General features: G+C 65.6%; 20 protein-coding genes. 1 reads left to right on the top strand and 19 read right to left on the bottom strand.

Annotated elements, in window-relative coordinates; translation table 11 throughout:
* Positions 1 to 2 precede the first annotated feature (2 nt).
* The 13 genes from hisD to BLR29_RS26270 all read right to left on the bottom strand — a co-directional run bounded on the left by hisD (position 3) and on the right by BLR29_RS26270 (position 11,433).
* Positions 3 to 1,340, bottom strand: a complete 1,338-nt coding sequence (gene hisD, locus BLR29_RS26210; protein WP_092141140.1) for a histidinol dehydrogenase — start codon at positions 1,338 to 1,340, stop codon at positions 3 to 5.
* 36 nt (positions 1,341 to 1,376) lie between these two features.
* Positions 1,377 to 2,051 carry an ATP phosphoribosyltransferase gene (hisG, locus tag BLR29_RS26215; protein ID WP_092141142.1) on the bottom strand — a complete coding sequence of 225 codons (675 nt, stop codon included), beginning with the start codon at positions 2,049 to 2,051 and terminating at the stop codon, positions 1,377 to 1,379.
* 54 nt (positions 2,052 to 2,105) lie between these two features.
* Complete coding sequence (murA, locus tag BLR29_RS26220) at positions 2,106 to 3,368, bottom strand: UDP-N-acetylglucosamine 1-carboxyvinyltransferase (RefSeq protein ID WP_092141144.1); 1,263 nt, start codon at positions 3,366 to 3,368, stop codon at positions 2,106 to 2,108.
* A gap of 101 nt (positions 3,369 to 3,469) precedes the next feature.
* Positions 3,470 to 3,718: a BolA family protein gene (locus tag BLR29_RS26225; protein WP_092141146.1), complete on the bottom strand. Its 249-nt coding sequence runs from the start codon at positions 3,716 to 3,718 to the stop codon at positions 3,470 to 3,472.
* Positions 3,719 to 3,751: 33 nt separating this feature from the next.
* Positions 3,752 to 4,576 carry an ABC transporter permease gene (locus BLR29_RS26230; RefSeq protein ID WP_369804711.1) on the bottom strand — a complete coding sequence of 275 codons (825 nt, stop codon included), beginning with the start codon at positions 4,574 to 4,576 and terminating at the stop codon, positions 3,752 to 3,754.
* Complete coding sequence (locus tag BLR29_RS26235) at positions 4,573 to 5,523, bottom strand: ABC transporter ATP-binding protein (protein WP_092141148.1); 951 nt, start codon at positions 5,521 to 5,523, stop codon at positions 4,573 to 4,575. Before BLR29_RS26235 ends, BLR29_RS26230 begins: the two co-directional genes overlap by 4 nt.
* 277 nt (positions 5,524 to 5,800) lie before the next feature.
* Positions 5,801 to 6,103 (bottom strand): STAS domain-containing protein, encoded by a 303-nt coding sequence (locus BLR29_RS26240; RefSeq protein WP_092141150.1) that lies wholly within the window; start codon positions 6,101 to 6,103, stop codon positions 5,801 to 5,803.
* A 130-nt stretch (positions 6,104 to 6,233) separates the two neighbouring features.
* A complete protein-coding gene (locus BLR29_RS26245) occupies positions 6,234 to 6,860 on the bottom strand; it encodes an MlaC/ttg2D family ABC transporter substrate-binding protein (protein ID WP_092141152.1) in 627 nt (208 codons plus the stop codon).
* Positions 6,861 to 7,100: 240 nt separating this feature from the next.
* Positions 7,101 to 8,105 carry an MlaA family lipoprotein gene (locus BLR29_RS26250; protein ID WP_092141154.1) on the bottom strand — a complete coding sequence of 335 codons (1,005 nt, stop codon included), beginning with the start codon at positions 8,103 to 8,105 and terminating at the stop codon, positions 7,101 to 7,103.
* Positions 8,102 to 8,653 (bottom strand): outer membrane lipid asymmetry maintenance protein MlaD, encoded by a 552-nt coding sequence (gene mlaD, locus BLR29_RS26255; protein ID WP_092141156.1) that lies wholly within the window; start codon positions 8,651 to 8,653, stop codon positions 8,102 to 8,104. Before mlaD ends, BLR29_RS26250 begins: the two co-directional genes overlap by 4 nt.
* A gap of 36 nt (positions 8,654 to 8,689) precedes the next feature.
* Positions 8,690 to 9,466, bottom strand: coding sequence for a lipid asymmetry maintenance ABC transporter permease subunit MlaE (gene mlaE, locus BLR29_RS26260; protein WP_092141158.1), 777 nt, complete (start codon positions 9,464 to 9,466; stop codon positions 8,690 to 8,692).
* A complete protein-coding gene (locus BLR29_RS26265; protein ID WP_092141160.1) occupies positions 9,463 to 10,314 on the bottom strand; it encodes an ABC transporter ATP-binding protein in 852 nt (283 codons plus the stop codon). The genes mlaE and BLR29_RS26265 overlap by 4 nt, the downstream gene beginning before the upstream one ends.
* A 126-nt stretch (positions 10,315 to 10,440) precedes the next feature.
* Positions 10,441 to 11,433: a tripartite tricarboxylate transporter substrate binding protein gene (locus BLR29_RS26270; protein WP_369804712.1), complete on the bottom strand. Its 993-nt coding sequence runs from the start codon at positions 11,431 to 11,433 to the stop codon at positions 10,441 to 10,443.
* A gap of 356 nt (positions 11,434 to 11,789) precedes the next feature.
* Here BLR29_RS26270 and BLR29_RS26275 point away from each other — a divergent pair, with 356 nt between their 5' ends.
* A complete protein-coding gene (locus BLR29_RS26275; protein WP_092141164.1) occupies positions 11,790 to 12,314 on the top strand; it encodes a GNAT family N-acetyltransferase in 525 nt (174 codons plus the stop codon).
* A 173-nt stretch (positions 12,315 to 12,487) separates the two neighbouring features.
* On the opposite strand, the gene BLR29_RS26280 is transcribed toward BLR29_RS26275, so the two are convergent.
* The 6 genes from BLR29_RS26280 to BLR29_RS26305 all read right to left on the bottom strand — a co-directional run bounded on the left by BLR29_RS26280 (position 12,488) and on the right by BLR29_RS26305 (position 22,836).
* Positions 12,488 to 13,951 carry a glutamate synthase subunit beta gene (locus BLR29_RS26280; RefSeq protein ID WP_092141166.1) on the bottom strand — a complete coding sequence of 488 codons (1,464 nt, stop codon included), beginning with the start codon at positions 13,949 to 13,951 and terminating at the stop codon, positions 12,488 to 12,490.
* Positions 13,952 to 14,067: 116 nt separating this feature from the next.
* Positions 14,068 to 18,735 carry a glutamate synthase-related protein gene (locus BLR29_RS26285; protein ID WP_255371453.1) on the bottom strand — a complete coding sequence of 1,556 codons (4,668 nt, stop codon included), beginning with the start codon at positions 18,733 to 18,735 and terminating at the stop codon, positions 14,068 to 14,070.
* 368 nt (positions 18,736 to 19,103) lie between these two features.
* On the bottom strand, positions 19,104 to 19,835 hold the full coding sequence (locus tag BLR29_RS26290) for a transposase (protein WP_092141170.1): 732 nt from the start codon (positions 19,833 to 19,835) through the stop codon (positions 19,104 to 19,106).
* A 90-nt stretch (positions 19,836 to 19,925) separates the two neighbouring features.
* Positions 19,926 to 21,062, bottom strand: coding sequence for a deoxyguanosinetriphosphate triphosphohydrolase (locus BLR29_RS26295; protein ID WP_092141172.1), 1,137 nt, complete (start codon positions 21,060 to 21,062; stop codon positions 19,926 to 19,928).
* A 47-nt stretch (positions 21,063 to 21,109) separates the two neighbouring features.
* Positions 21,110 to 22,216, bottom strand: coding sequence for a 3-dehydroquinate synthase (gene aroB, locus BLR29_RS26300; protein WP_092141174.1), 1,107 nt, complete (start codon positions 22,214 to 22,216; stop codon positions 21,110 to 21,112).
* Entirely contained in the window at positions 22,213 to 22,836 is a 624-nt protein-coding gene (locus BLR29_RS26305; RefSeq protein WP_255371450.1) for a shikimate kinase, read from the bottom strand. The genes aroB and BLR29_RS26305 overlap by 4 nt, the downstream gene beginning before the upstream one ends.
* Positions 22,837 to 22,943: the final 107 nt, after the last annotated feature.

Below are 22,943 nucleotides of genomic sequence, written 5' to 3' on the forward strand. Positions count from 1 at the left end.
AATCAACTACGCTTGAAACGGTATTCCGCGCTGCGGGCGTGGGCCTGCAGGCCTTCACCATACGCCAGCTCGGCCGCGATCTGGCCCAGCATCTGCGCCCCGCCCTCGCTCACCTCGATCAGGCTCGAGCGCTTCTGGAAGTCGTACACGCCCAGCGGCGACGAGAAACGCGCGGTGCGTGAGGTTGGCAGCACGTGGTTCGGCCCCGCGCAGTAGTCGCCCAGCGACTCGCTGGTGTAGCGGCCCAGGAAGATGGCGCCGGCGTGGCGGATCTTCTCGCTCCATTGGCGTGGGTTCTCGGCGGAGATTTCCAGGTGTTCCGGGGCAATGGCGTTGGCGATCTCGCACGCCTCTTCCATGTCACGCACCTTGATCAGGGCGCCGCGGCCGGCCAGCGAGGCAGCGATCACCTCGCGGCGCGGCATCGTGGGCAGCTGCCGCTGGATGCTCGCTTCCACGCGATTCAGGTATTCCGCATCCGGACACAACAGGATCGACTGCGCCAGTTCGTCGTGCTCGGCCTGCGAGAACAAGTCCATCGCCACCCAGTCCGGGTCCGTGGTGCCGTCGCAAATCACCAGGATTTCCGAGGGGCCGGCGATCATGTCGATGCCCACCGTGCCGAACACGCGGCGCTTGGCCGCAGCCACGTAGGCATTGCCCGGGCCGACGATCTTGTCCACCTGCGGCAGCGTAGCCGTGCCGTAGGCCAGCGCGCCGACTGCCTGCGCGCCGCCGATCGTGAAGACGCGATCCACGCCGGCGATCTGCGCGGCGGCCAGCACCAGTTCATTACGCACGCCACCAGGCGTGGGCACGACCATGATGACTTCCTTGACGCCGGCCACGCGGGCCGGAATCGCATTCATCAGCACGGACGACGGGTAGGCCGCCTTGCCGCCCGGCACATACAGGCCCACGCGGTCCAGCGGGGTCACCTTCTGGCCCAGCATCGTGCCGTCGGATTCCGTGTATTCCCAGCTATGGCTGCCGCACTCGATCTTCTGCTTCTCGTGGTAGGCCCGCACGCGCGCGGCGGCGGCTTCCAGCGCGGCGCGGCGCTTCGGTTCCAGGTCTTCCAGCGCCGCTTCGAGCTGGGCCTGCGACAGTTCCAGCGCACCCATCGACGATGCTTCCACGCGGTCGAAGCGACGCGTGTATTCGAGCACCGCGTCGTCGCCGCGCGCACGCACGTCGGCCAGGATCTGCGCAGCCGCGCGATCGATCGCCTCGTCTTCGGACGCCTCGAACGCCAGCACCTGGCGCAGCGCGCTGGCAAAGCCGGGCTCGACGGAGTCCAGCCGGCGGATCGACAGGTTTTCCATATCGGTTTCGTTCATGACTTCCTTCCTAGCGAGTCCCCGGTCGCGGCTGCCTCAGGCAAGCGCCGCCGAGGCCCGTTCAAACGCGTCGAGGATCGGCGCCAGCCGTTCCCGCTTGAGCTTGAGCGCGGCCTGGTTGACTACCAGCCGCGACGAAATTTGCACGATCTCTTCCACTTCGACGAGGTTGTTGGCACGCAGCGTGCCGCCCGTGCTCACCAGGTCGACGATCGCGTCCGACAGGCCGACCAGCGGCCCGAGCTCCATCGAGCCGTACAGCTTGATCAGGTCCACGTGCACGCCCTTCTTGGCGAAGTGTTCGCGTGCGGTCTGCACGTACTTGGTAGCCACGGCCAGCCGCGCACCCTGGCGCACCGCATTGGCGTAGTCAAAGCCCGCCGGCACCGCCACCGACATGCGGCAACGGGCGATGTTCAGGTCGATCGGCGCATACAGCCCGGTCATGCCATGCTCCATCAGCACGTCCTTGCCGGCCACGCCGAAGTCCGCCGCGCCGTACTGCACGTAGGTCGGCACGTCCGAGGCGCGCACGATGATGACGCGCACGGCCGGATCGGACGTGGGCAGGATCAACTTGCGCGATGTCTCGGGATCCTCGGTCACGTGAATGCCGGCGGCCGCCAGCAGCGGCAGGGTCTCGGTGAAGATGCGGCCCTTGGACAGCGCCAGCGTCAGCTGGTCGGGCGAGGCATTGAAGGCGGGGCTCATCGTCAGGTTCTTAATCGATATTCGGGAGTCGGCTCGGCGTGCTTGCGCTGGCAATCAGGCCGCGCTGCGGGTCAGGCGGCGGATCTTGGCGCCCACCGCCGACAGCTTGTCTTCCATGCGGTCGTAGCCACGGTCCAGGTGATAGATCCGGTCGATCACCGTCTCGCCGTCGGCCACCAGGCCGGCGATCACCAGGCTGGCGGATGCGCGCAGGTCGGTCGCCATCACGCTGGCGCCGGACAGGCGCGGCACGCCGGTCACCACGGCCGTGTTGCCCTCGGCGGTGATGTTGGCGCCCAGGCGGTTCAGTTCCTGCACGTGCATGAAGCGGTTCTCGAAGATCGTCTCCGTGATGCGGGCGGTGCCTTCGGCGATCGCGTTCAGTGTCATGAACTGCGCCTGCATGTCGGTCGGGAAAGCCGGGTACTCCGACGTGCGGAAGCTCACGGCCTGCGCGCGACGCGGCATAACCAGGCGGATCCAGTCGTCACCGGTCTCGATCTGGGCGCCCGCCTCGCGCAGCTTGATCAGCACGGCGTCCAGGATCAGCGGCGGCACGCCGCGCAGCACCAGGTCGCCCAGCGTGGCGGCGGCCGCGCACAGGAACGTGCCGGCCTCGATGCGATCGGCCACCACGGTGTGCCGGGCGCCATGCAGGCGATCGACGCCCTGCACGATCAGCCGGTCGGTGCCGATGCCGTCGATCTTCGCGCCCATCTTGACCAGCAGGTTGGCCAGGTCGGTCACCTCGGGTTCGCGCGCGGCGTTCTCAAGCACCGTTTCGCCTTCGGCGAGCGTGGCGGCCATCAGCAGGTTCTCGGTGCCGGTCACGGTGATCATGTCCGTCACCACGCGGGCCCCCTTCAGCCGGCTGGCGCGGGCATGGATGAAACCGTGCTCGATATTGATCTCGGCACCCATGGCCTGCAGGCCCTTGATGTGCTGATCCACGGGACGCGCACCGATGCCGCAGCCGCCGGGCAGCGAGACGCGCGCCTCGCCGAAGCGGGCCACCAGCGGCCCGAGCACCAGGATCGACGCCCGCATGGTCTTCACCAGGTCGTAGGACGCTTCCGGCGAGTTGATGCCCGCGCCCACCAGCGTGGCGGTGTCACCGGTCATGTCGGCCTGCATGCCCATCTCGCGCAGCAGCTTGAGCATGGTGCGCGTGTCCTGGAGATCCGGCACGTTGTCGATGGTGACGGTGTCGGCGGTCAGCAGGCCGGCGCAGAGAATGGGCAACGCCGCGTTCTTGGCGCCCGAAACACGGATCTCGCCTTTGAGCGGGCCATTGCCCTGAATCTGGAATTTGTCCATGTTCTGTCAGTTGCGACCGGACGGATCATGCCCGCCCGGTATCGTTGTGGCGGGAGCCGCGCATATCGGCGCCCGGCTCCAATCGGTGAAACGGCCCTGCCTTACTTGCCCTCGCCCGCCTGCCATTCGGCCGGCGTCAGCGTCTTCATCGACAGCGCGTGGATCTCGGCGCGCATGCGGTCGCCCAGTGCGGCGTAGACCCGCTGGTGCCGCTGGATCAGGCGCTTGCCGTCGAACTCCGCGCTGACGATGGTGGCGAAGAAGTGCTGGCCATCGCCTTCCACTTCCAGATGGTCGCAGGGCAAACCTTGGGCAATGTAGTCCCTGACTTGTTCCGGTGTAGGCAGCATGTCTGTCTCTTGTGAAATCCGTCGGTGCGGCAATCAGTGCCGCAGCTTGTAACCCGTCCTGAGCATTCGCAGCGCCAGCGCGGCCAGCACTGCAAACGCGACCGCCACCACCGCCAGGCTGTGCAGGGGCGGCACGTCCGATACGCCGAAGAAGCCGTAGCGGAACCCGTCGATCATGTAGAAGAACGGGTTGGCGTGCGACACGGCCTGCCAGAACGGCGGCAGCGAGTGAATCGAATAGAACACGCCGGACAGGAACGTGGCCGGCATGATCAGGAAGTTCTGGAACGCGGCCAGCTGGTCGAATTTTTCCGCCCAGATGCCTGCGATCAACCCCAATGTGCCCAAAATGCTTGCGCCCATCAGCGCGAAGACCACGATCCAGGCGATGTTGGCGAAATGCAGGTTCGCGAACCATGCCGTCACCAGCAGCACGCCCAGGCCCACGCTGAGACCACGGATGACCGACGCCACCACATAGGCGCCGAACATCTCCCAGTGCGACAGGGGCGGCAGCATGATAAACACCAGGTTGCCGGTGATCTTGGACTGGATCAATGACGACGAACTGTTCGCAAACGCATTCTGCAACACGCTCATCATCACCAGGCCCGGCACCAGGAAGGCGGTGTAGCTGATCTGGTCATAAACCCGCACCCGGTCTTCCAGTACGTGACCGAAGATCAGCAGGTACAGCACCGCGGTCAGCACGGGCGCCGCCACGGTCTGGAAAGCGACCTTCCAGAAACGCAGGACTTCCTTGTACAGCAGGGTTCGGAAACCGACGAAGCCACCCACGGCCATCGAGGCCAGGCGCGCCTGATCGTCGGCGATGTCGATATCTGCCGGGTTTCTCATGCCGCGGGCTCCATGGCGGGGTCGGGCAGCGCGCCGGGCATGTGCCCCTCCCGCCGCATGATCTGGACGAACACGTCCTCGAGGTCTGCCTTGCTGATTTCCATGTCTTCGACTTCGCAGCCGGCTTCGCGCAGCGCGGCCAGGATCGGCTCCACCGCCTCGTAGCCGGACAGGCGCAGCCGGTGGGCGCGTTCGCCGGGGTTCGACGGGGTACGCAGCGCTTCCAGCTCCGGCGGCAGCGTGCCGCGCGACAGCGTCAGCACCAATTGCAGCCCGGCAAACTGGGTCAGCAGATTGCTGGTCCGGTCCAGCGCCACCACCTCGCCAAACTTCAGCATGGCGATGCGATCGCACAGCGCCTCGGCCTCTTCGAGGTAGTGCGTGGTCAGGATGATCGTGTGACCTTCGCGGTTCAGGCGCGAGATGAACTTCCACAGCGTCTGGCGCAGCTCAACATCCACGCCGGCCGTCGGTTCATCCAGCACGATCACAGGCGGCCGGTGCACCAGCGCCTGCGCCACCAGCACGCGGCGCTTCATGCCGCCGGAGAGCTGGCGCATGTTGCTGTCGGCCTTGTTGGTGAGATCCAGGTTGGCCATGATCTCGTCGATCCAGTCGTCGTTGCGCGTCAGGCCGAAGTAGCCGGACTGCAGGCGCAGCGTCTCGCGCACCGTGAAGAAGGGATCGAACACCAGTTCCTGCGGCACCACGCCCAGCATGCGGCGGGCCATGCGGTAGTCGTCCACCACGTCATGCCCGAGCACGCTGATGCGCCCCGAATCGGCCCGGTTCAAGCCTGCGAGAATCGAGATCAGCGTGGTCTTGCCGGCCCCGTTGGGGCCGAGCAGGCCGAAGAATTCGCCGCGCTCGACGGTAAAACTGACGCCCTTGAGCGCTTGCAGCCTGCGGTAGCGCTTGCGGACATCGGTAATTTCGATGGCTTTCATGGCCGAATGTCTTGTGACGGGTCCACTTTGGGGAACCGGCCTCTCTTGGAGTTGGGGAGCGCCCTCGGGGTTAGCCGCGCAGCACCTGGTGCATGAGTGTCAGGGCACCTGGGGGCGACATGGGGACGAACAACCCGGAATTATAGGGGATGCGGGGGATCTCCCGCTTCGGCCCGATCCTGCCGGGCCGGCCATTCCGACGCGGCGTCCGGCCGCTCGGCCGGCGCCGGGGCATCGCATCGACCAGCGCAAACGGCGCGCGGCCACGGATGCCGGTTCAATGTCGGTGGTGGTGTTCCGGGAGAGAGGCGGCTGCAACCGGCGCCAGGCCGAGCAGTCCGTCGACACCGTAGAGGCTGGCCAGCTCGGCCAGTTGTGGCGGCACACCGGTCAGTGCCAGGGCCTGGCCGCGCCCGGCTGCGGCACGCTGCCACGCCAGAAGCACGGCGACGGCGGCCGAATCGACCTGCACCAGCGCGCTGCAATCCACTGCCACGTCGCCCTGGGTCACGCGCGACAGCCCGTCACGCAGCACGGCGGCGGCGTTGCGGTTGGTCAGCGAGGCTCCGAACGAAGGCATCAGGATCGAGGGAAAGAGGGGCGAAAAAACAAGAACTCCCGCTCGGCATACAGCGGGCGGGAGCGAGCGGCCATTGTAGACCAGTTTGGTTGCGGTGTGCTGCACCGCAACCAGATCGTGCCGGGCGGGCTCAGCTCTTGGCGTTGGCCAACTGGCGATTGCGGTCCTGCAGGGTCTTGATGACCCCGTCCACGCCTTGCTGGCCGACGATCGTGTTGAAGCTGCCCTTGTAGGCTTCGGTCAGCCAGGCGCCCAGCACGTTGATGTCATACACCTTCCAGCCCTGCGCGGTCTTCTCCAGACGATAGTCCAGCTGGATCGGCTCGCCCTTGTTGATGACCTGGGTGCGGATCGTCGCGTCGGTGTCTTCCGGCGTGCCACGGTACGGACGGAACTGGACCTGCTGGTCGCGGATCTGGGCAATCGCGCCGGCGTACGTACGGATCAGCAGCGTCTTGAATTCGTCTGTGATGATCTTCTGTTGTTCGGGCGTGGCCTTCGACCAGTTGCGGCCCATCGCGATCTGCGTGGTCTTCGTGAAGTTGGCGTTCGGCAGGATCTTCTGCTCGACCAGCGCCGAGATCTTCGCAATGTTGCCGGCCTGCATGTCCTTGTCGCTTTTCACAGTGGCCATGACGTCGTTCACCACGGTCTTGACCAGCGCGTCGGGCGAGGACGCGTCCACGGGATCCTGGGCCTGCGCGGCGCCGGCAAAGGCGAAAACGGCGACGACGGGGAGCAGCAAACGCTTCAGCATTGTGTATTTCCTTTCAATCAAGGGCTTTGCTCATCGGCGATGACGTGACGAGCGGGTGCCCAGGGAACCTTGGCCGGCCCGGCCCGACAACTGCCAGATACCGCGCCTATTGGAACACAGGCGCCAGCGGGACGTTTCACGTTCACGTAGCCCTGGCGCCACTTTCAAACACTTTGTTTCAGAGCTCACAGCACGCTCACAGGCGACTGGGCCCCTTGTCCACATTGGGCTGGCCGCCTCTCAGCGACCAAAGCGCAACGTCCCGCCCGGACCAATCAAGCGGTTAGGCGGCGGCACCGGCAGCGACTGGTCGGGCTGCGTGCCCTGCTGCTGCGCCTCCGAAGCCGGCTTGCCATCGGCTGGTGCCGCAGGCGTCCCATCTGCCGGCGAGGCAGGCTTGCCATCGGCCGGCACACCGGGCTTGCCTTCTGCCGGAGCGGCCGGCATCGCCGGCTCCGCGGACTGGCCGTCGGCCGGAGAAGCCGGGCCGGACGGCGCGGGGGTCTCGTCGCCGTCCTCGCTCTTATCCGCCGGCGGGTTGCCGTCATAGATCAGGTACTGCCGCCGCTGCATATAGGAGTCACGCAGGAACGCATACCGATCCAGTGCCGCCGCTTCGATCAGGTTCGACGCGCCCAGCAACTGCGCGCGGCCATCGACAATCCGTACCCCGGTCGCGGTATTGCGAATCCACACCGGGTAGATGTAGGCGGACGGGTCCAGCTGGCGGTCCACCAGCATGCCCACGGTGTCGCGCACGTTGCTCGGACCGAACAGCGGCAGCACCAGGTACGGTCCCGACGGCACGCCCCACACGCCCAGCGTCTGGCCGAAGTCTTCCTTGTACTTCGGCAGCCCGGCCGGCGTGGCAATGTCGATCAGCCCGCCGATACCCAGCACGCTGTTGATCGCCACACGCATCGTGTCTTCCGCCGCACGCGTCGGCTTGCCCTGCAGCAGGTTGTTCGCCGCCGAGTACACATCGCTCATGTTCGAGAAGACATTGCCGATGGCAGTCCGCACCGGCGACGGCACGTAGTCCGCATACACCTGCGCCACCGGCTTGAGCGCGTACTTGTCGACCTGTTCATTGACCGTGTGGACGCCCCGGTTGAGCGGCTCCAGCGGGTCCTTCGGATTGGCATTGGGGCCAGTCGCGCAACCGGCCAGCGCCGCTGCAGCCACGATCGCTGCCACCAGCCGCGTCAGCCCCCGCGGCCGGTGTCCTCTGCCACCGGCGCTCATTTCGTTCCACCCAGACCTGGCGCGGCGGGCAAGGTGGCGGCACCGGATGCCGGAGCGGCCGGCGCCGGAGCGGCGCTGCCGCCACCCGCGCCCGCATCGGCCGCCTTGTTGTACAGGAACTGGCCGATCAGGTTTTCCAGCACCACGGCCGACTGGGTCATCGTGATCTTGCCGCCCTGCGCCAGCATGGCGGTGTCGCCACCGGCTTCCAGGCCGATGTATTGCTCGCCGAGCAGGCCCGAGGTCAGGATCTTGGCCGACGTGTCCTTGGGAAACTGGTAGCGCTTGTCCAGGCTCAGTTCCACGGTGGCCAGATAAGTCTTGTCGTCGAAGCGGATGCCCGCCACCCGGCCCACCACCACGCCCGCGCTCTTGACCGGCGCGCGCGCCTTCAGGCCGCCGATGTTGTCGAACTGCGCCGTCACGCCGTAGGTCTCCTGGAACGAGAAGCTGCTCATGTTGCCAGCCTTGAGTGCCAGGAACAGGAGGGCAGCAAACCCCACCACCACGAACAACCCCACCCAGTAGTCGAGCGATTTTTTCTTCATGCGATTCTCTTTTCCAATGCGATGGAAGCCACCGGCTCAGCTGAACATCAGCGCCGTGAGCAGGAAGTCCAGTCCCAGGACCGCCAGCGATGCCAGCACCACGGTGCGCGTGGTTGCGCGCGACACGCCTTCCGGCGTCGGGTTGGCCTCGAAACCCTGATACAGGGCAATAAACGTCACTGCGATGCCAAAGATGAAGCTCTTGATCACGCCATTGAGCACATCGGCACGCACATCCACGCCGCCCTGCATTTGCGACCAGAACGCCCCGGCGTCCACCCCGATCAGCTGCACGCCGACCAGATAGCCACCCAGAATGCCCACGGCGCTGAAGATGGCCGCCAGGATCGGCATGGCGATGACACCCGCCCAGAAGCGCGGGGCAATCACGCGCTGAAGCGGGTTCACGGCCATCATCTCCATGGCCGTCAGTTGTTCGCCCGCCTTCATCAGCCCGATCTCGGCCGTCAGCGACGTGCCGGCACGGCCCGCGAACAGCAATGCACTCACCACCGGCCCAAGCTCACGGACCAGCGACAGCGCCACCAGCAGGCCCAGTGCCTGCTCGGAGCCGTAGCGGTTCAGGGTGTAGTAGCCCTGCAGGCCCAGTACGAAACCGACAAACAGGCCCGAGACAGCGATGATCACGAGCGACAGGTTGCCGACGAAGAAGACCTGGTCGGTCACCAGCCGGAAGCGCCGCAGCAAGGCCGGCGACAACGCCAGCAGGGCGAAGAACATGCGGGTGGCGCGGCCGAGTCCGCCCACGAACTGGCGTACCGCGGCACCGATGGCGGTAAAGAAGCCGGTCAACGCGATCCTCCGGCAGCAAAGTCGTCGGCCAGCGAGGGACCGGGATAATGAAACGGCACCGGTCCGTCGGCCTCGGCATGCACGAACTGGTGCACGAACGGGTCGGTCGACGCGCGCAGCGCCTCCGGCTCGCCCTCCGCAGCAATGCTGCCGTTGGCAATGAAGTAGACGTAGTCGGCGATCTGGAACGTCTCCTGCACGTCGTGCGAGACGATGATCGTCGTCGCACCCAGTGCATTGTTCAGGCTGCGAATCAGGTTGGCGGTCAGGCCCAGGGAGATCGGGTCCAGTCCGGCAAACGGCTCGTCATACATGATCAGCGCCGGATCCAGCGCAATTGCCCGGGCCAGCGCCACGCGCCGCGCCATGCCGCCCGAAATCTGCGCAGGCATCAGGTCGCGCGCACCGCGCAAGCCGACGGCATTGAGCTTCATCAGGACCAGGTCACGGATCATCGATTCCGGCAGGTCGGTGTGCTCGCGCAGGGGGAAGGCAACGTTGTCGAATACAGACAAGTCAGTGAACAACGCGCCAAACTGGAACAGCATGCCCATCTGACGCCGGACGGCGTAGAGCCCGTCCTGGTCCATCGTATCGATGTCGGCGCCGTTGAATGTGACGCGTCCACTCTGCGGGCGAACCATGCCGCCGATCAGTCGCATCACCGTGGTCTTGCCACAGCCGGACCCGCCCATGACGGCCACCACCTTGCCGCGCGGAAAACGCATGGAAAGGCCGGAAAGGATGGGCTTGTCGCCAGCCGCGTATGCAAAATCGACATCCGCGAGTTCGACGACGTTCGGGCCGGTAAAAAGCTGGCCGGGAAGGCTCGGTACGGTAGCGATCACGTTGGCACCGGATTGGACAGGCGGCCATTATAAGGGCTACCACCTATGTGCGCCGGTTGCCGTGTGGTGATCTCTACATTGCACGTTGGACAACAATCCGTGGCGTTACCGCTGGCCAAGTCGGGGTTACGGCTCACCACCCTGCCCCGCCTGCCGGAGAATGACCTGCCACTGGATCGACTCCGAGCGGATGGCGGTAGCGAACGCCTCCGGAGAATCCTGCACCGCCGTCAGCCCGGCCGCCAGGAGGCGTGCCCGGACTTCGCGCTCGTTTGTCACATTGTCGAGTTCCGCCGCCAGCCGGGCGACGATGGCTCGCGGCGTCTTGGCCGGCGCCATCACGCCATACCATGCGGCCGCGGCGTAACCTTCGAGGCCCGATTCCTGCAGCGTCGGCACCTGAGGTGCCAGCGGCGAGCGCGCCACACCTGTCACGGCAAGCATGCGCAGCGTCCCGGCCCGCACATGGCTCTGCACCGCCGAATACGAGCAGAAGCACGCGCTGATGCGGCCCGCCAGCATTTCCTGGACCACGGCGTTCTCGCCCTTGGCGGCCACCAGCGGCACGCCACTCGGAATGCCGCGCACGGCGTATTCCGCATACAGATGCGCCGGACTGCCTGACTGGCCATATCCGTAGCTATATGAAGAAGGGTTCGAGCGCACCGCCGTCGCCCATTGCTGGGGCGTCTGCATCGGCAGGCGGCCATCGATCACCAGGAACAGCGGCATTGTGGCGACGCGTGCCACCGGCGTGAAGTCGCGCACCACGTCATAGGGCACCGGCTCCAGCCCAGGCTGGATCAGCATATTGGCCTGATGGAAAAGCAGCGTGTGTCCGTCGGAACTGGACTTGGCGACGACGTCGCCCGCCATCGTGCCGGCCGCTCCCGGGCGGTTGTCGACTTCCACCGGCACACCGAGCCGGACCGCCAGCCGTTCGGCCAGCAGTCGGGCGACGGCATCGGCGACGCCCCCGGCCGGAAACGGCACGATCAGCCGCATCGGCCTGGCCGGGAATGACACCTGACGGTTGAGCGCCTCGGCGCGCGGGCTTGCTGGAATGCTGGCGAGTTGGGCGCCCGATGCGGGGGCCCCCGGCGGCTGTGCAAACGCCATGGCGGCGCCCGCGCATGCGCACAGGAATGCGGCACCCCGAAGCCATCGCCGCGGGACTGCCTGGTTGGCAGCGAGTGTTGGCAACTTCGCTTTACCTCGCCAAAGCCGCGACAACTTGCGAACTTCGGGCATCAATTTCCTCCGGGCCGCAGCGTGATGCATGCGACACCAAATCGGCTGAAAGGGATTCGAGGCAGTCTCTTTGTTATCGTTTTTGGGCATTGTACGAACAATGTCCGAGACGGCACAGACCACGTAAACCATAGCCGGGTGGACCCCAATGCGGGCCCCGCTAAACGCCCGCCCGAGGCCATCGCGCGGCAGGTGACGCATGACTCGCCCCGTATAATTCCCGGATGTCTGAAATCGTCCTGCGGCGGATGGCGGCCGCCGACATGTCCGCCGTGCTTGCCGTGCAGGCGCAGTGCTACGGCAGCGCCTTGCTCGAATCCGCCGATGCGCTCGCCAGCCGCCTGGCGCTTTCGCCAGACACGTGCTGGGTCGCAGCCCTGCCTGGAGGGCACCTTGCCGCTTATCTCTTCACGCACCCGTGGCCCACGTCCACGCTGCCCCCGTTTGACGATGTACTCATGGCGCACTGGCCCGCGTCAGCACCGCTGACATGGTTCGTCCATGACATGGCCGTCGCGCCGGTGGGCCGTGGCGCCGGACTGGCGGCCCGGCTCTACGACGCCGCGCGCGACACCGCACTGGCAATGGGTCTCGCGTCCTCGCGCCTGATCGCCGTGCAGTCCGCGGCGGCGTGGTGGCGCAGGCTTGGGTACGCCCCGCTGCCCGCCATCGAGGCCGCGCCTCACGCTGCGAAGCTCGCCGCCTATGGGGTCGACGCGGTGCTCATGGAGCGTAGGCTCCCGGGCTGACGAAAGGCTGACAGCGCGGGTGGCAGGTGATGCACTGCCAGCGCGTGCCCGTACATCCGGCTAGTCCGCGCACAAATAAAAATCCCCCGCACAGCCTCATGGCTTGCGGGGGATTTTCATTGCTCAGGGCGTGGACGCGATCGCGGCCACCCCGTCAACAGTCAGCTCGACAGTTAGCGCGGCAGTTCCGTATGGCCCATCAGGAACGCGTCAACGGACCGGGCAGCCTGGCGGCCTTCGCGGATCGCCCACACCACCAGCGACTGGCCGCGGCGGACGTCGCCCGCTGCAAAGACCTTCGGCACATTCGTGTAGTAAGCACGATCGCCTTCGGTCGCCGCCTTGGCGTTCTTGCGAGCATCCGTGTCCACGCCGAATGCTTCCAGCATCGAGCCCACCGGGTTCGTGAAGCCCATGGCCAGCAGCACCAGGTCGGCCTGCAGCACGAATTCGCTGCCCGGCACTTCCTGCATCTTGCCGTCCTTCCACTCCACGCGGCACGCCTTGAGCGACTTGACCTTGCCGTTTTCGCCGATGAATTCCTTGGTGGCGATCGACCAGTCGCGCGAGCAGCCTTCGTCGTGCGACGACGACGTGCGCAGCTTGATCGGCCAGTACGGCCACACCAGCGGCTTGTTCTCTTCTTCCGGCGGTTGCGGCAGCAGCTCGAACTGGGTCACGGACTCGGCGCCATGGCGATTGGACGTGCCCACGCAGTCGGACCCCGTATCCCCGCCGCCGATCACGATCACGTGCTTGCCTTCGGCGCGGATGTCGTTCTGGCCGTCTCCCGCTACTTCCTTGTTCTGCGGGATCAGGAATTCCAGCGCGTAGTGCACGCCGGCAAGGTCACGGCCCGGCACCGGCAGGTCGCGCGGCACTTCCGCGCCGCCGGCCAGCACGACGGCGTCGAACTGGTCGACCAGCGCCTGAGCGGAAATGGTCTCGCGGGCGTAGTTCTTGATGCCGGCCGGCAGCGCGCCATCGGTCACCATCACGCCCTCGCGGAACGTCACGCCTTCGGCCTGCATCTGCTCCATGCGGCGGTCGATCAGCGTCTTCTCCATCTTGAAGTCAGGGATGCCGTAGCGCAGCAGGCCGCCGATGCGGTCGTTCTTCTCGAACACGGTGACGTCATGGCCGGCACGCGCCAGTTGCTGTGCCGCGGCGAGGCCGGCGGGGCCGGAACCCACCACGGCCACGGTCTTGCCGGTCTTGTGAGCCGGCACCTGCGGTGCCACCCAGCCTTCGTCCCATGCCTTGTCGATGATCGCGTGCTCGATCGACTTGATGCCCACCGGCAGCTCGTTGATGCCCAGCGTGCAGGCGGCCTCGCACGGTGCCGGGCAGATGCGGCCCGTGAACTCGGGGAAGTTGTTGGTCTGGTGCAGGACGTCGATCGCCGACTTCCAGTCCTGGCGGTACACCAGGTCATTGAAGTCGGGAATGATGTTGTTGACCGGGCAGCCGTTGTTGCAGAACGGGATACCGCAATCCATGCAGCGCGCACCCTGGATCTTCGCTTCGCTGTCGGACAGCGCGAACACGAACTCCTTGTAGTGCTTCACGCGCTTGACTACCGGTTCGTAGCCTTCGTTCTGGCGCGGAAATTCGAGAAAGCCAGTCGCCTTACCCATGTTGCATCCTTGGTCTTGCTTGGCGCGAGGCGGCCGGGCCGGCCTCGCGTGGGGTCAGAATCTTGTGGACGCCGCGAGCCGTGGGCCGCGGCGCCGTCTCGTTGGGCGGCTGCCGGTCAGGCGGCCATCGCCTCGCGGTCGCTGTCGCGGGCGGCCTGCTCCTTCGCGAACATTTCGCCCAGGGCACGCTTGTACTCGGTCGGGAAGACCTTGACGAACTTGCGGCGTGCCGTGCTCCAGTCCGCCAGCAGCGCCTTGGCGCGCTCGGAACCGGTGTAGCGGAAATGCTGCTCGATCAGGTTGCGCAGGATGACTTCGTCAAGCTGGCGCTTGTCGCCCATCTTGTGCCATTGCGCCTGCGCCTGGCCCTTCTCCTGGTCGGCGGCGGCCAGCACGGCCTCCAGCGCCACCATCGACGTGTTGCAGCGCTTGTCGAACAGGCCGTCCTCGTCATAGACGTAGGCCACGCCGCCGGACATGCCTGCCGCGAAGTTGCGGCCCGTGCCGCCCAGCACCACCACCGTGCCCCCGGTCATGTACTCGCAACCATGGTCGCCAGTGCCCTCGACCACCGCCACGGCGCCCGAGTTGCGCACGCCAAAGCGCTCGCCAGCCACGCCGTTGAAGAAGGCTTCGCCGGCGATGGCACCGTACAGCACCGTGTTGCCGACGATGATGTTGCGGGTCGGGTCGCCACGGAATTCGTGCGGAGCACGCACGATCACGCGGCCGCCGGACAGGCCCTTGCCCACGTAGTCGTTGCCGTCGCCCACCAGGTCCAGCGTGATGCCGTGCGCCAGGAACGCGCCGAACGACTGGCCGGCCGTGCCTTGCAACTGGATGTGGATCGTGTCGTCGGGCAGGCCGTCATGGCCATACTGCTTGGCCACCACGCCGGACAGCATCGCGCCGACCGTACGGTTCACGTTCTTGACCGGCTGGATGAACGACACACGCTCACCCTTGTCGATCGCCGGACGCGCCTTGGCGATCAGCACGTGATCCAGCGCCTTGCCGGCTTCCACCGACAGGCCGTGGTCCTGCACGTCCGTGTGGAAGCGCGGCACGTCGGCCGGGAACGGTGCCTGGTAGAAGATACGACCGAAGTCCAGGCCGCGTGCCTTCCAGTGTTCGATGCCGGCGCGCGTGTCGAGCAGGTCGGCGCGGCCGATCAGTTCGTCAAACGTGCGGATGCCCAGCTGGGCCATGATCTCGCGGGCTTCCTCCGCAACGAAGAAGAAGAAGTTGACCACGTGTTCCGGCTTGCCCTGGAACTTCTTGCGCAGCGCGGGATCCTGCGTGGCCACGCCCACCGGGCAGGTGTTCAGGTGGCACTTGCGCATCATGATGCAGCCCTCGGCCACCAGCGGTGCGGTGGCGAAGCCGAATTCGTCCGCACCCAGCAGCGCGCCGATCACGACGTCGCGGCCGGTCTTCATCTGGCCGTCGGCCTGCACGCGGATGCGGTTGCGCAGGCCGTTGAGCATCAGCGTCTGCTGCGTCTCGGCCAGGCCCAGTTCCCACGGCGTGCCGGCGTGCTTGATCGACGACCACGGCGAAGCGCCGGTGCCGCCGTCATGGCCGGCGATGACCACGTGGTCGGCCTTGGCCTTTGCCACGCCCGCGGCCACGGTGCCCACGCCCACTTCCGACACCAGCTTCACCGAAATGTCCGACACCGGGTTGACGTTCTTCAGGTCGTGGATCAGCTGTGCCAGATCCTCGATCGAGTAGATGTCGTGGTGCGGGGGCGGCGAGATCAGGCCAACGCCCGGCACCGAGTAACGCAGCTTGCCGATGTAGTCCGACACCTTGTGGCCGGGCAGCTGGCCGCCTTCGCCAGGCTTGGCGCCCTGTGCCATCTTGATCTGGATCTGGTCGGCCGATGCCAGGTACTCGGCGGTCACGCCGAAGCGGCCCGACGCCACCTGCTTGATCTTCGATCGCAGCGAATCGCCGTCCTGCAGTTCCAGGTCGCGTTCAACCACGTGGTCGCCCAGCAGGCCCTTCAGGGTATCGCCCTGCTTGATGGGGATGCCACGCAGTTCGTTGCGGTAGCGCTTTTCGTCCTCGCCGCCTTCACCGGTGTTCGACTTGCCGCCGATGCGGTTCATCGCCACGGCCAGCGTGGTGTGGGCTTCGGTCGAGATCGAACCCAGCGACATGGCACCGGTGGCGAATCGCTTGACGATGTCCTTGGCCGATTCCACCTCTGCCAGCGGAATCGCGCGGGCCGGGTCCACCTTGAACTCGAACAGGCCGCGCAGCGTCATGTGACGGCGGCTCTGGTCGTTGATGATGTTGGCGTATTCCTTGTACGTCTGGTAAGCGCCCTTGCCGTCGTCGGCACGTACCGAGTGCTGGAGCTTGGCCACCGAATCCGGCGTCCACATGTGCTCTTCGCCACGGACACGATAGGCGTACTCGCCGCCGGCATCCAGCATGGTTTCCAGAACCGGGCTGTTGCCAAACGCGTCGCGATGCAGGCGCAGCGCTTCCTCGGCGACCTCGAAGATGCCGATGCCTTCCACGTTGGACGGCGTGCCGTGGAAATACTTCTGCACGAGCTCGCGCGACAGGCCGATCGCCTCGAAGATCTGGGCGCCGGTGTACGACATGTAAGTGGAGATGCCCATCTTGGACATCACCTTGTGCAGGCCCTTGCCGATCGCCTTGACGAAGTTCTTGACGGCCTTCTCCGGCGACAGGTCGCCCGACAGGCCCGTGGCCATGTCGGCCAGCGTTTCCATCGCCAGGTACGGGTGCACGGCTTCCGCGCCATAGCCGGCCAGCAGCGCGAAATGATGCACTTCCCGGGCCGAACCGGTTTCCACGACCAGGCCGGTCGACGTGCGCAGGCCCTTTTCCACCAGGTGGTGATGCACGGCCGACGTGGCCAGCAGCGCCGGAATGGCGACCTGGTCAGCGTCCACGCGACGATCCGACACGATCAGGATGTTGTAGCCCGAACGCACGGCGTCCACGGCTTCGGCGCACAGCGAGGCCAGCCGGGCTTCGATGCCTTCCTTGCCCCAGGCCTTCGGATAGCAGATGTTCAGTTCGTACGAACGGAACTTGCCGCCGGTGTAGTGATCGATGTTGCGGATCTTGGCGATGTCCTTGAAGTCCAGCACGGGCTGGGACACTTCAAGGCGCATCGGCGGGTTGATGTTGTTCAGCTCCAGCAGGTTCGGCTTCGGCCCGATGAACGACACCAGCGACATCACCATGTTCTCGCGGATCGGGTCGATCGGCGGGTTGGTCACCTGGGCGAACAGCTGCTTGAAGTAGTGGTACAGCGTCTTGTTCTTGGACGAGAGCACGGCCAGCGGCGAGTCATTGCCCATCGAGCCCGTGGCTTCCTCGCCCGCCAGCGCCATCGGCGCCATCAGGAACTTGACGTCTTCCTGCGTATAGCCGAACGCTTGCTGGCGATCCAGCAGGCGCGCCACCGGCTTCTTCTCGGCGGCCACGTCCTCGGGCTTGGCCTCGAGTTCGTCCAGCTTGATGCGCACGGCGTCGATCCAGCTCTTGTACGGCTTGGCGTTGGCCAGGTTGTCCTTGAGCTCCTTGTCGTCGATGATGCGGCCCTGCTCCATATCGATCAGGAACATCTTGCCCGGCTGCAGGCGCCACTTCTGGACGATGCGCGACTCGGGGAACGGCAGCACGCCGGCTTCGGATGCCAGCACCACGACATCGTCCTCGGTCACGTAGAAGCGTGCCGGGCGCAGGCCGTTACGGTCCAGCGTGGCGCCGATCTGGCGGCCGTCCGTAAAGCAGATCGCGGCGGGGCCGTCCCACGGCTCCATCATGGCGGCGTGATACTCGTAGAACGCGCGGCGGTTCTCGTCCATCAGCGTGTGCTGCTCCCAGGCTTCCGGGATCATCATCATCATCGCGTGGACGAGCGGGTAGCCGGCCATCGTCAGCAGTTCGAGGCAGTTGTCGAACGATGCGGTGTCGGACTGGCCCGGGTAGATCAGCGGCCACAGCTTGGGCAGGTCGTCGCCGAGCACCGGCGAAGAGATGGCGCCGGTACGCGCGTTGACCCAGTTGACGTTGCCCTTGACCGTGTTGATTTCGCCGTTGTGGGCGACCATACGGTACGGGTGGGCCAGTTCCCAGGCGGGGAACGTGTTGGTGGAGAAGCGCTGGTGCACGAGCGCCAGGGCCGACACGGCGCGAGCGTCCTGCAGGTCCAGGTAGTACTCGCCCACCTGGTTGGCCAGCAGCAGGCCCTTGTACACAACGGTCCGGGCCGACATCGACGGCACGAAGTATTCCTTGCCGTGCTTGAGCTTGAGCGCCTGGATGGCGTGGCTGGCGGTCTTGCGGATGACGTAGAGCTTACGTTCCAGCGCGTCCGTGGTCATGATGTCGCGGCCGCGACCGATGAAGATCTGGCGGATCACCGGCTCGGTGGTGCGCACCGTCGGGGACATCGGCATGTTGGCGTCCACGGGCACGTCACGCCAGCCCAGCACGACCTGGCCTTCCAGGCGCACCGTGCGCTCGAGCTCCTGCTCGCAGGCCAGACGGGAAGCGTGTTCCTTCGGCAGGAAGATCATGCCCACGCCGTACTCGCCGGCCGGCGGCAGCTTCACGCCCTGCTTGGCCATTTCCTCGCGGTAGAACTGGTCCGGGATCTGAATCAGGATGCCCGCGCCGTCGCCCATCAGCGCATCGGCGCCAACAGCGCCCCGGTGATCGAGGTTTTCCAGGATCTTCAGACCCTGGGCAATGATTTCGTGGGACTTCTTGCCCTTGATGTGCGCCACCATGCCAACGCCGCAGGCGTCGTGCTCATTGGTCGGGTCATACAGGCCTTGGGCCTGCGGGCGGGCGGCGATGTCGGAGGTGTGTTGCGAGTGGTCCACGGGCTGAATTCCGGTGAAGGCTGCGCAGCCAGCAAGGCAGACCGAACGGGATGGCTGGATACGTGCGCCTCATTCGCGGGCAGACGGCAAACAGCGGGACCGCAGCGGCGTACACGAGCGTGACGCGCCGCACAATGACTGTGGGTGGAGCAACTATAAGAGAATCAGAAATGTATCGCAAAAAATTTAAATGGGGTCAGAACACATTAAATTTCGCACCAGTTCAGTACCGCATTTAAATGGGGACACATTATTTTGCCCGCACAAATTCCTCATGTTGGTGCATCGGCGGCATCGGCAGTATCCAGTTCGTCGTCGGTTGCTCGCTTGGGTCTCCCCTTTGGCAACGGCTGGATACGACGCGTGGCATGACGCTCGAGTTGCGTGAGGAAGGCCGCATCGCCCAGGGGCCAGCCACTGTGGGCATGTTTGCGCAGCATTGCCAGGGTCTTGCCGGAGAGTCCCTCGGCGGTCAACGCGCGGTAGTTGGACTGGCGCTCGAACGGCGTATTGCCCAGATCCCAGTACGCGGAGTGGTCGCTTACAAGCGGGCTGGCTTCGATACCGGCGTGATGCCGATAGCTGCTCCAACGGTCGGCCTCCGGCGTCATCACATCGCCAGCCCGCATCGCGTTGCCTTCGACATAGAGCAGGGCCGGCAGCATCCAGGCCTCTGGTTCGAAGACCGCGGAGCGGAAACGGCCCTCCCACAGGGTGCCGGTGCGGTTGGCCACGCGATTGAAGTGCCGCGCATAGCGGCGGCCCACCGCCTGCATGGCCAGGCTCAGGGAATCCGGAGTCTTGGGTGTGGCAACCAGATGGATGTGGTTCGGACGCAGTGCGTAGGCGTGGACGGCGAGCTCATGCTCGCGCGCCGCCATCCGCAGGCAATCGAGGTAGTGCAGATAGTCCTCGGCGCCGAGAAAAACGGGCTGGCGATTGTTGCCGCGCTGCAACACCAATGCCGGCAGGCCGGCGGGAGAGAAACGGGGAAGACGAGCCATGGGGCATCCATGCTTAGGCGATGCCCGCATGATATCGGATCCGATCGCGGATCCGTCCCCATTTAATTTGCCACAGCGGGACGGATCGGATCAGTTGCTTTCGCTGACGGCAAAGATCCGGCGGTGCTCGCGAATCGCGTAACGATCGGTCATGCCGGCAATGTAGTGGGCAATCAGGCGCGGCTGATCGCCGCCATGGCTGGCCTGGTACTGGGGCGGCAGCAGGCGGGAATCCTGCATGAACGCACTGAACAGGTCCGACACGATCCGCTGCGCCTTGGCCGACATCCGCATCACAAGGTAGTGCCGGTAGAGGTGCCGGAACAGGAAACGCTTCAGGGCAGCGGCTTCCTCATGGATCTTGGGGCTGAACGCCACCAACGGGCCCGCGGCGCGCACGGCGTCGATCGTCTTGGGGCTGGCTGCGGCGATATTGCGCCCGGTCGTCTCGATCAGATCCACGATCAGCGTGTTGATCATGCGTCGGACCGTTTCATTGATGGCGCGGCGGCCGTTGATGCCGGGAAACGCGGCCGTGACCTCGGCACGGTGGCGCCCCCACATCGGCACTTCGTCCAACTGCTCCAGCGTCAGCAAACCCGAGCGCAGGCCATCGTCGATATCGTGATTGTTGTAGGCGATCTCATCGGCCAGATTGGCCAGTTGGGCCTCCAGCGACGGCTGCGCGCCCTCCAGGAAGCGGCGACCCAACTCGCCAAGCGCTGCCGCATTGACGCGCGAGCAATGCTTGAGAATGCCTTCGCGCGTCTCGAACGTGAGGTTCAGCCCATTGAAGCCGCCGTAGCGCTCCTCCAGTTCGTCCACGACCAGCAGGCTCTGCAGGTTGTGCTCGAACCCACCGTGGTTCTTCATGCAGGTGTTGAGCGCGTCCTGGCCGGCATGGCCGAACGGCGTGTGGCCAAGGTCGTGCGCCAGCGAAATCGCCTCGACGAGATCCTCGTTCAGACGCAAGTTGCGGGCGATCGACCGCGCGATCTGCGCGACTTCCAGGCTGTGGGTCAGTCGCGTGCGAAACAGATCGCCCTCATGGTTCACAAAGACCTGGGTCTTGTACTCCAGCCGGCGGAACGCGGTGCTGTGGATTACCCGGTCGCGGTCACGCTGGAATTCGCTGCGCGACGACGATGCCGGTTCAGCATGCACCCGTCCGCGCGTGTGCGCGGAGCGGGCAGCATAGGGGGCGAGATGGGATTCGAGGTCGGTCATGCGGCAATCCGTTGGCTGGGTCGGGGTTGCAAGGCATAACCGATCGGTCAGGCGACCGGTGCCTCGGTTGGGGGTTTCAGTACCGCATGGCGCAGTGTTTCGCGCAGATCCGGATCCGGTACGGTGGTAATGAAGGCTTCGCCAAGCTTTTTCAGCAGGATGAACTTGATGCTACCTGCTTCCGCCTTCTTGTCCACTTTCATCAGTTCGATGTAGCGGTCGGTGCCGAGTTCCGGCGCCACCACGGGCAGCATGGCCGCCTGCGTCAGCTGGCGAATGCGCGCCCGGGTTTCGGTATCGATGAAGCCCAGGCGATGCGACAGATCCGCCGCCATCACCATGCCGCAGCCCACGGCCTCACCGTGCAGCCATTCACCATAGCCCATGCCGGCTTCAATGGCATGGCCGAAGGTGTGGCCAAAGTTCAGGATCGCGCGCAGACCGCCTTCGCGCTCATCCTGCGCCACCACGGCGGCCTTGATCTCGCACGAGCGCTGCACGGCTTGCGCCATCAGCTCGGGATCGCAGGCGTTCAATGCGTCGATGTTCTGCTCGATCCAGCCGAAGTATGCGGCGTCGGCAATGGCACCGTGCTTGATGACTTCCGCCAGGCCCGCGGCCAGTTCCCGCGGCGGCAGCGTACGCAGCGTATCGATATCGGCGATCACCGCATTGGGCTGGTGAAACGCGCCAATCATGTTCTTGCCGAGCGGGTGGTTGATGCCCGTCTTGCCGCCGACCGAGGAGTCCACCTGCGACAGCAGCGTGGTCGGCATCTGCACGAACGGTACGCCGCGCATGTAACAGGCGGCTGCAAAGCCGGTCATGTCACCCACCACGCCGCCGCCCAGCGCGATCAGCGTGGTCTTGCGATCGGCGCCTGCACGCAACAGCGCGTCGAAAATCAGGTTCAGCGTCTCCCACTGCTTGAAACGCTCGCCATCGGGCAACGTCACCACGCGCACGGTCTTGCCGAGGCTGGCCAGCACGGCTTCCACGCGGGCCGCGTACAGCGGGCCCACGGTTTCATTGGTGACGATGACGGCGTGCTGACCGCGCACGTGCGGCTGCAGCAGCTCGGCGCGGTCCAGCAGGCCGCCGCCGATATGGATCGGGTAGCTTCGCGCCCCGAGATCGACTTCCAGCGTGATCATGAGTGGGTGTCCTGCGCCGGCTGCTCCGCCCCCGCCGCGTCCCGCGTGTCCGCCGTCACCCCCGCAGCGCCGGTCACCCCAGTCGCATCGGTTGCCTCGGCAGTCTCCGGGGTACTTTCGGCGGGCGGAAACACAAAGCCGGCCATTTCGAGTTGCATAAGAACCATATTAGCAAGCTGTGCCACGGACGGCTTGCCGGTTTCGATGATGAAGTCCGCGACTTCCCGATAAAGCGGGTCGCGCTGGGCGTACAGCGCTTCAAGGCGGCCCTTGGGGTCCTCGGTCTGCAGCAGCGGTCGATTCCGGTCGTGCCGGGTACGCAGCCACAGATCATGCGGACTGGCGCGCAAATAGACGACGGTGCCGTTCTCGCGCAGCGCGGCCCGATTCTCCTCGCGCAGCACAGCGCCACCGCCAGTGGCCAGCACGATGCCGCTGCGCGACGCCAGTTCGGCAATCACCTGCGCCTCGCGCTCCCGGAAGCCGGCCTCGCCTTCATGCTCGAAAATAATAGGAATACGCACGCCGCAACGCGCTTCGAGCTCGTGATCCGAGTCGAAGAACGGATAGTTGAGGCGCCTGGCCACGGTGCGTCCGACTGTGGTCTTGCCGGCGCCCATCAGGCCAACGAAGAAAAGATTCGGGCGAGAGGCTGTCACTGGACTGTCGAGGTGGTGCGGGGTAGAGCGAGGTGCGCCGGCTTGCCGGCCCAGCCCTTGGAGGCATC

It is taken from the genome of Cupriavidus sp. YR651 (assembly GCF_900101625.1).
GTDB lineage: Bacteria > Pseudomonadota > Gammaproteobacteria > Burkholderiales > Burkholderiaceae > Cupriavidus.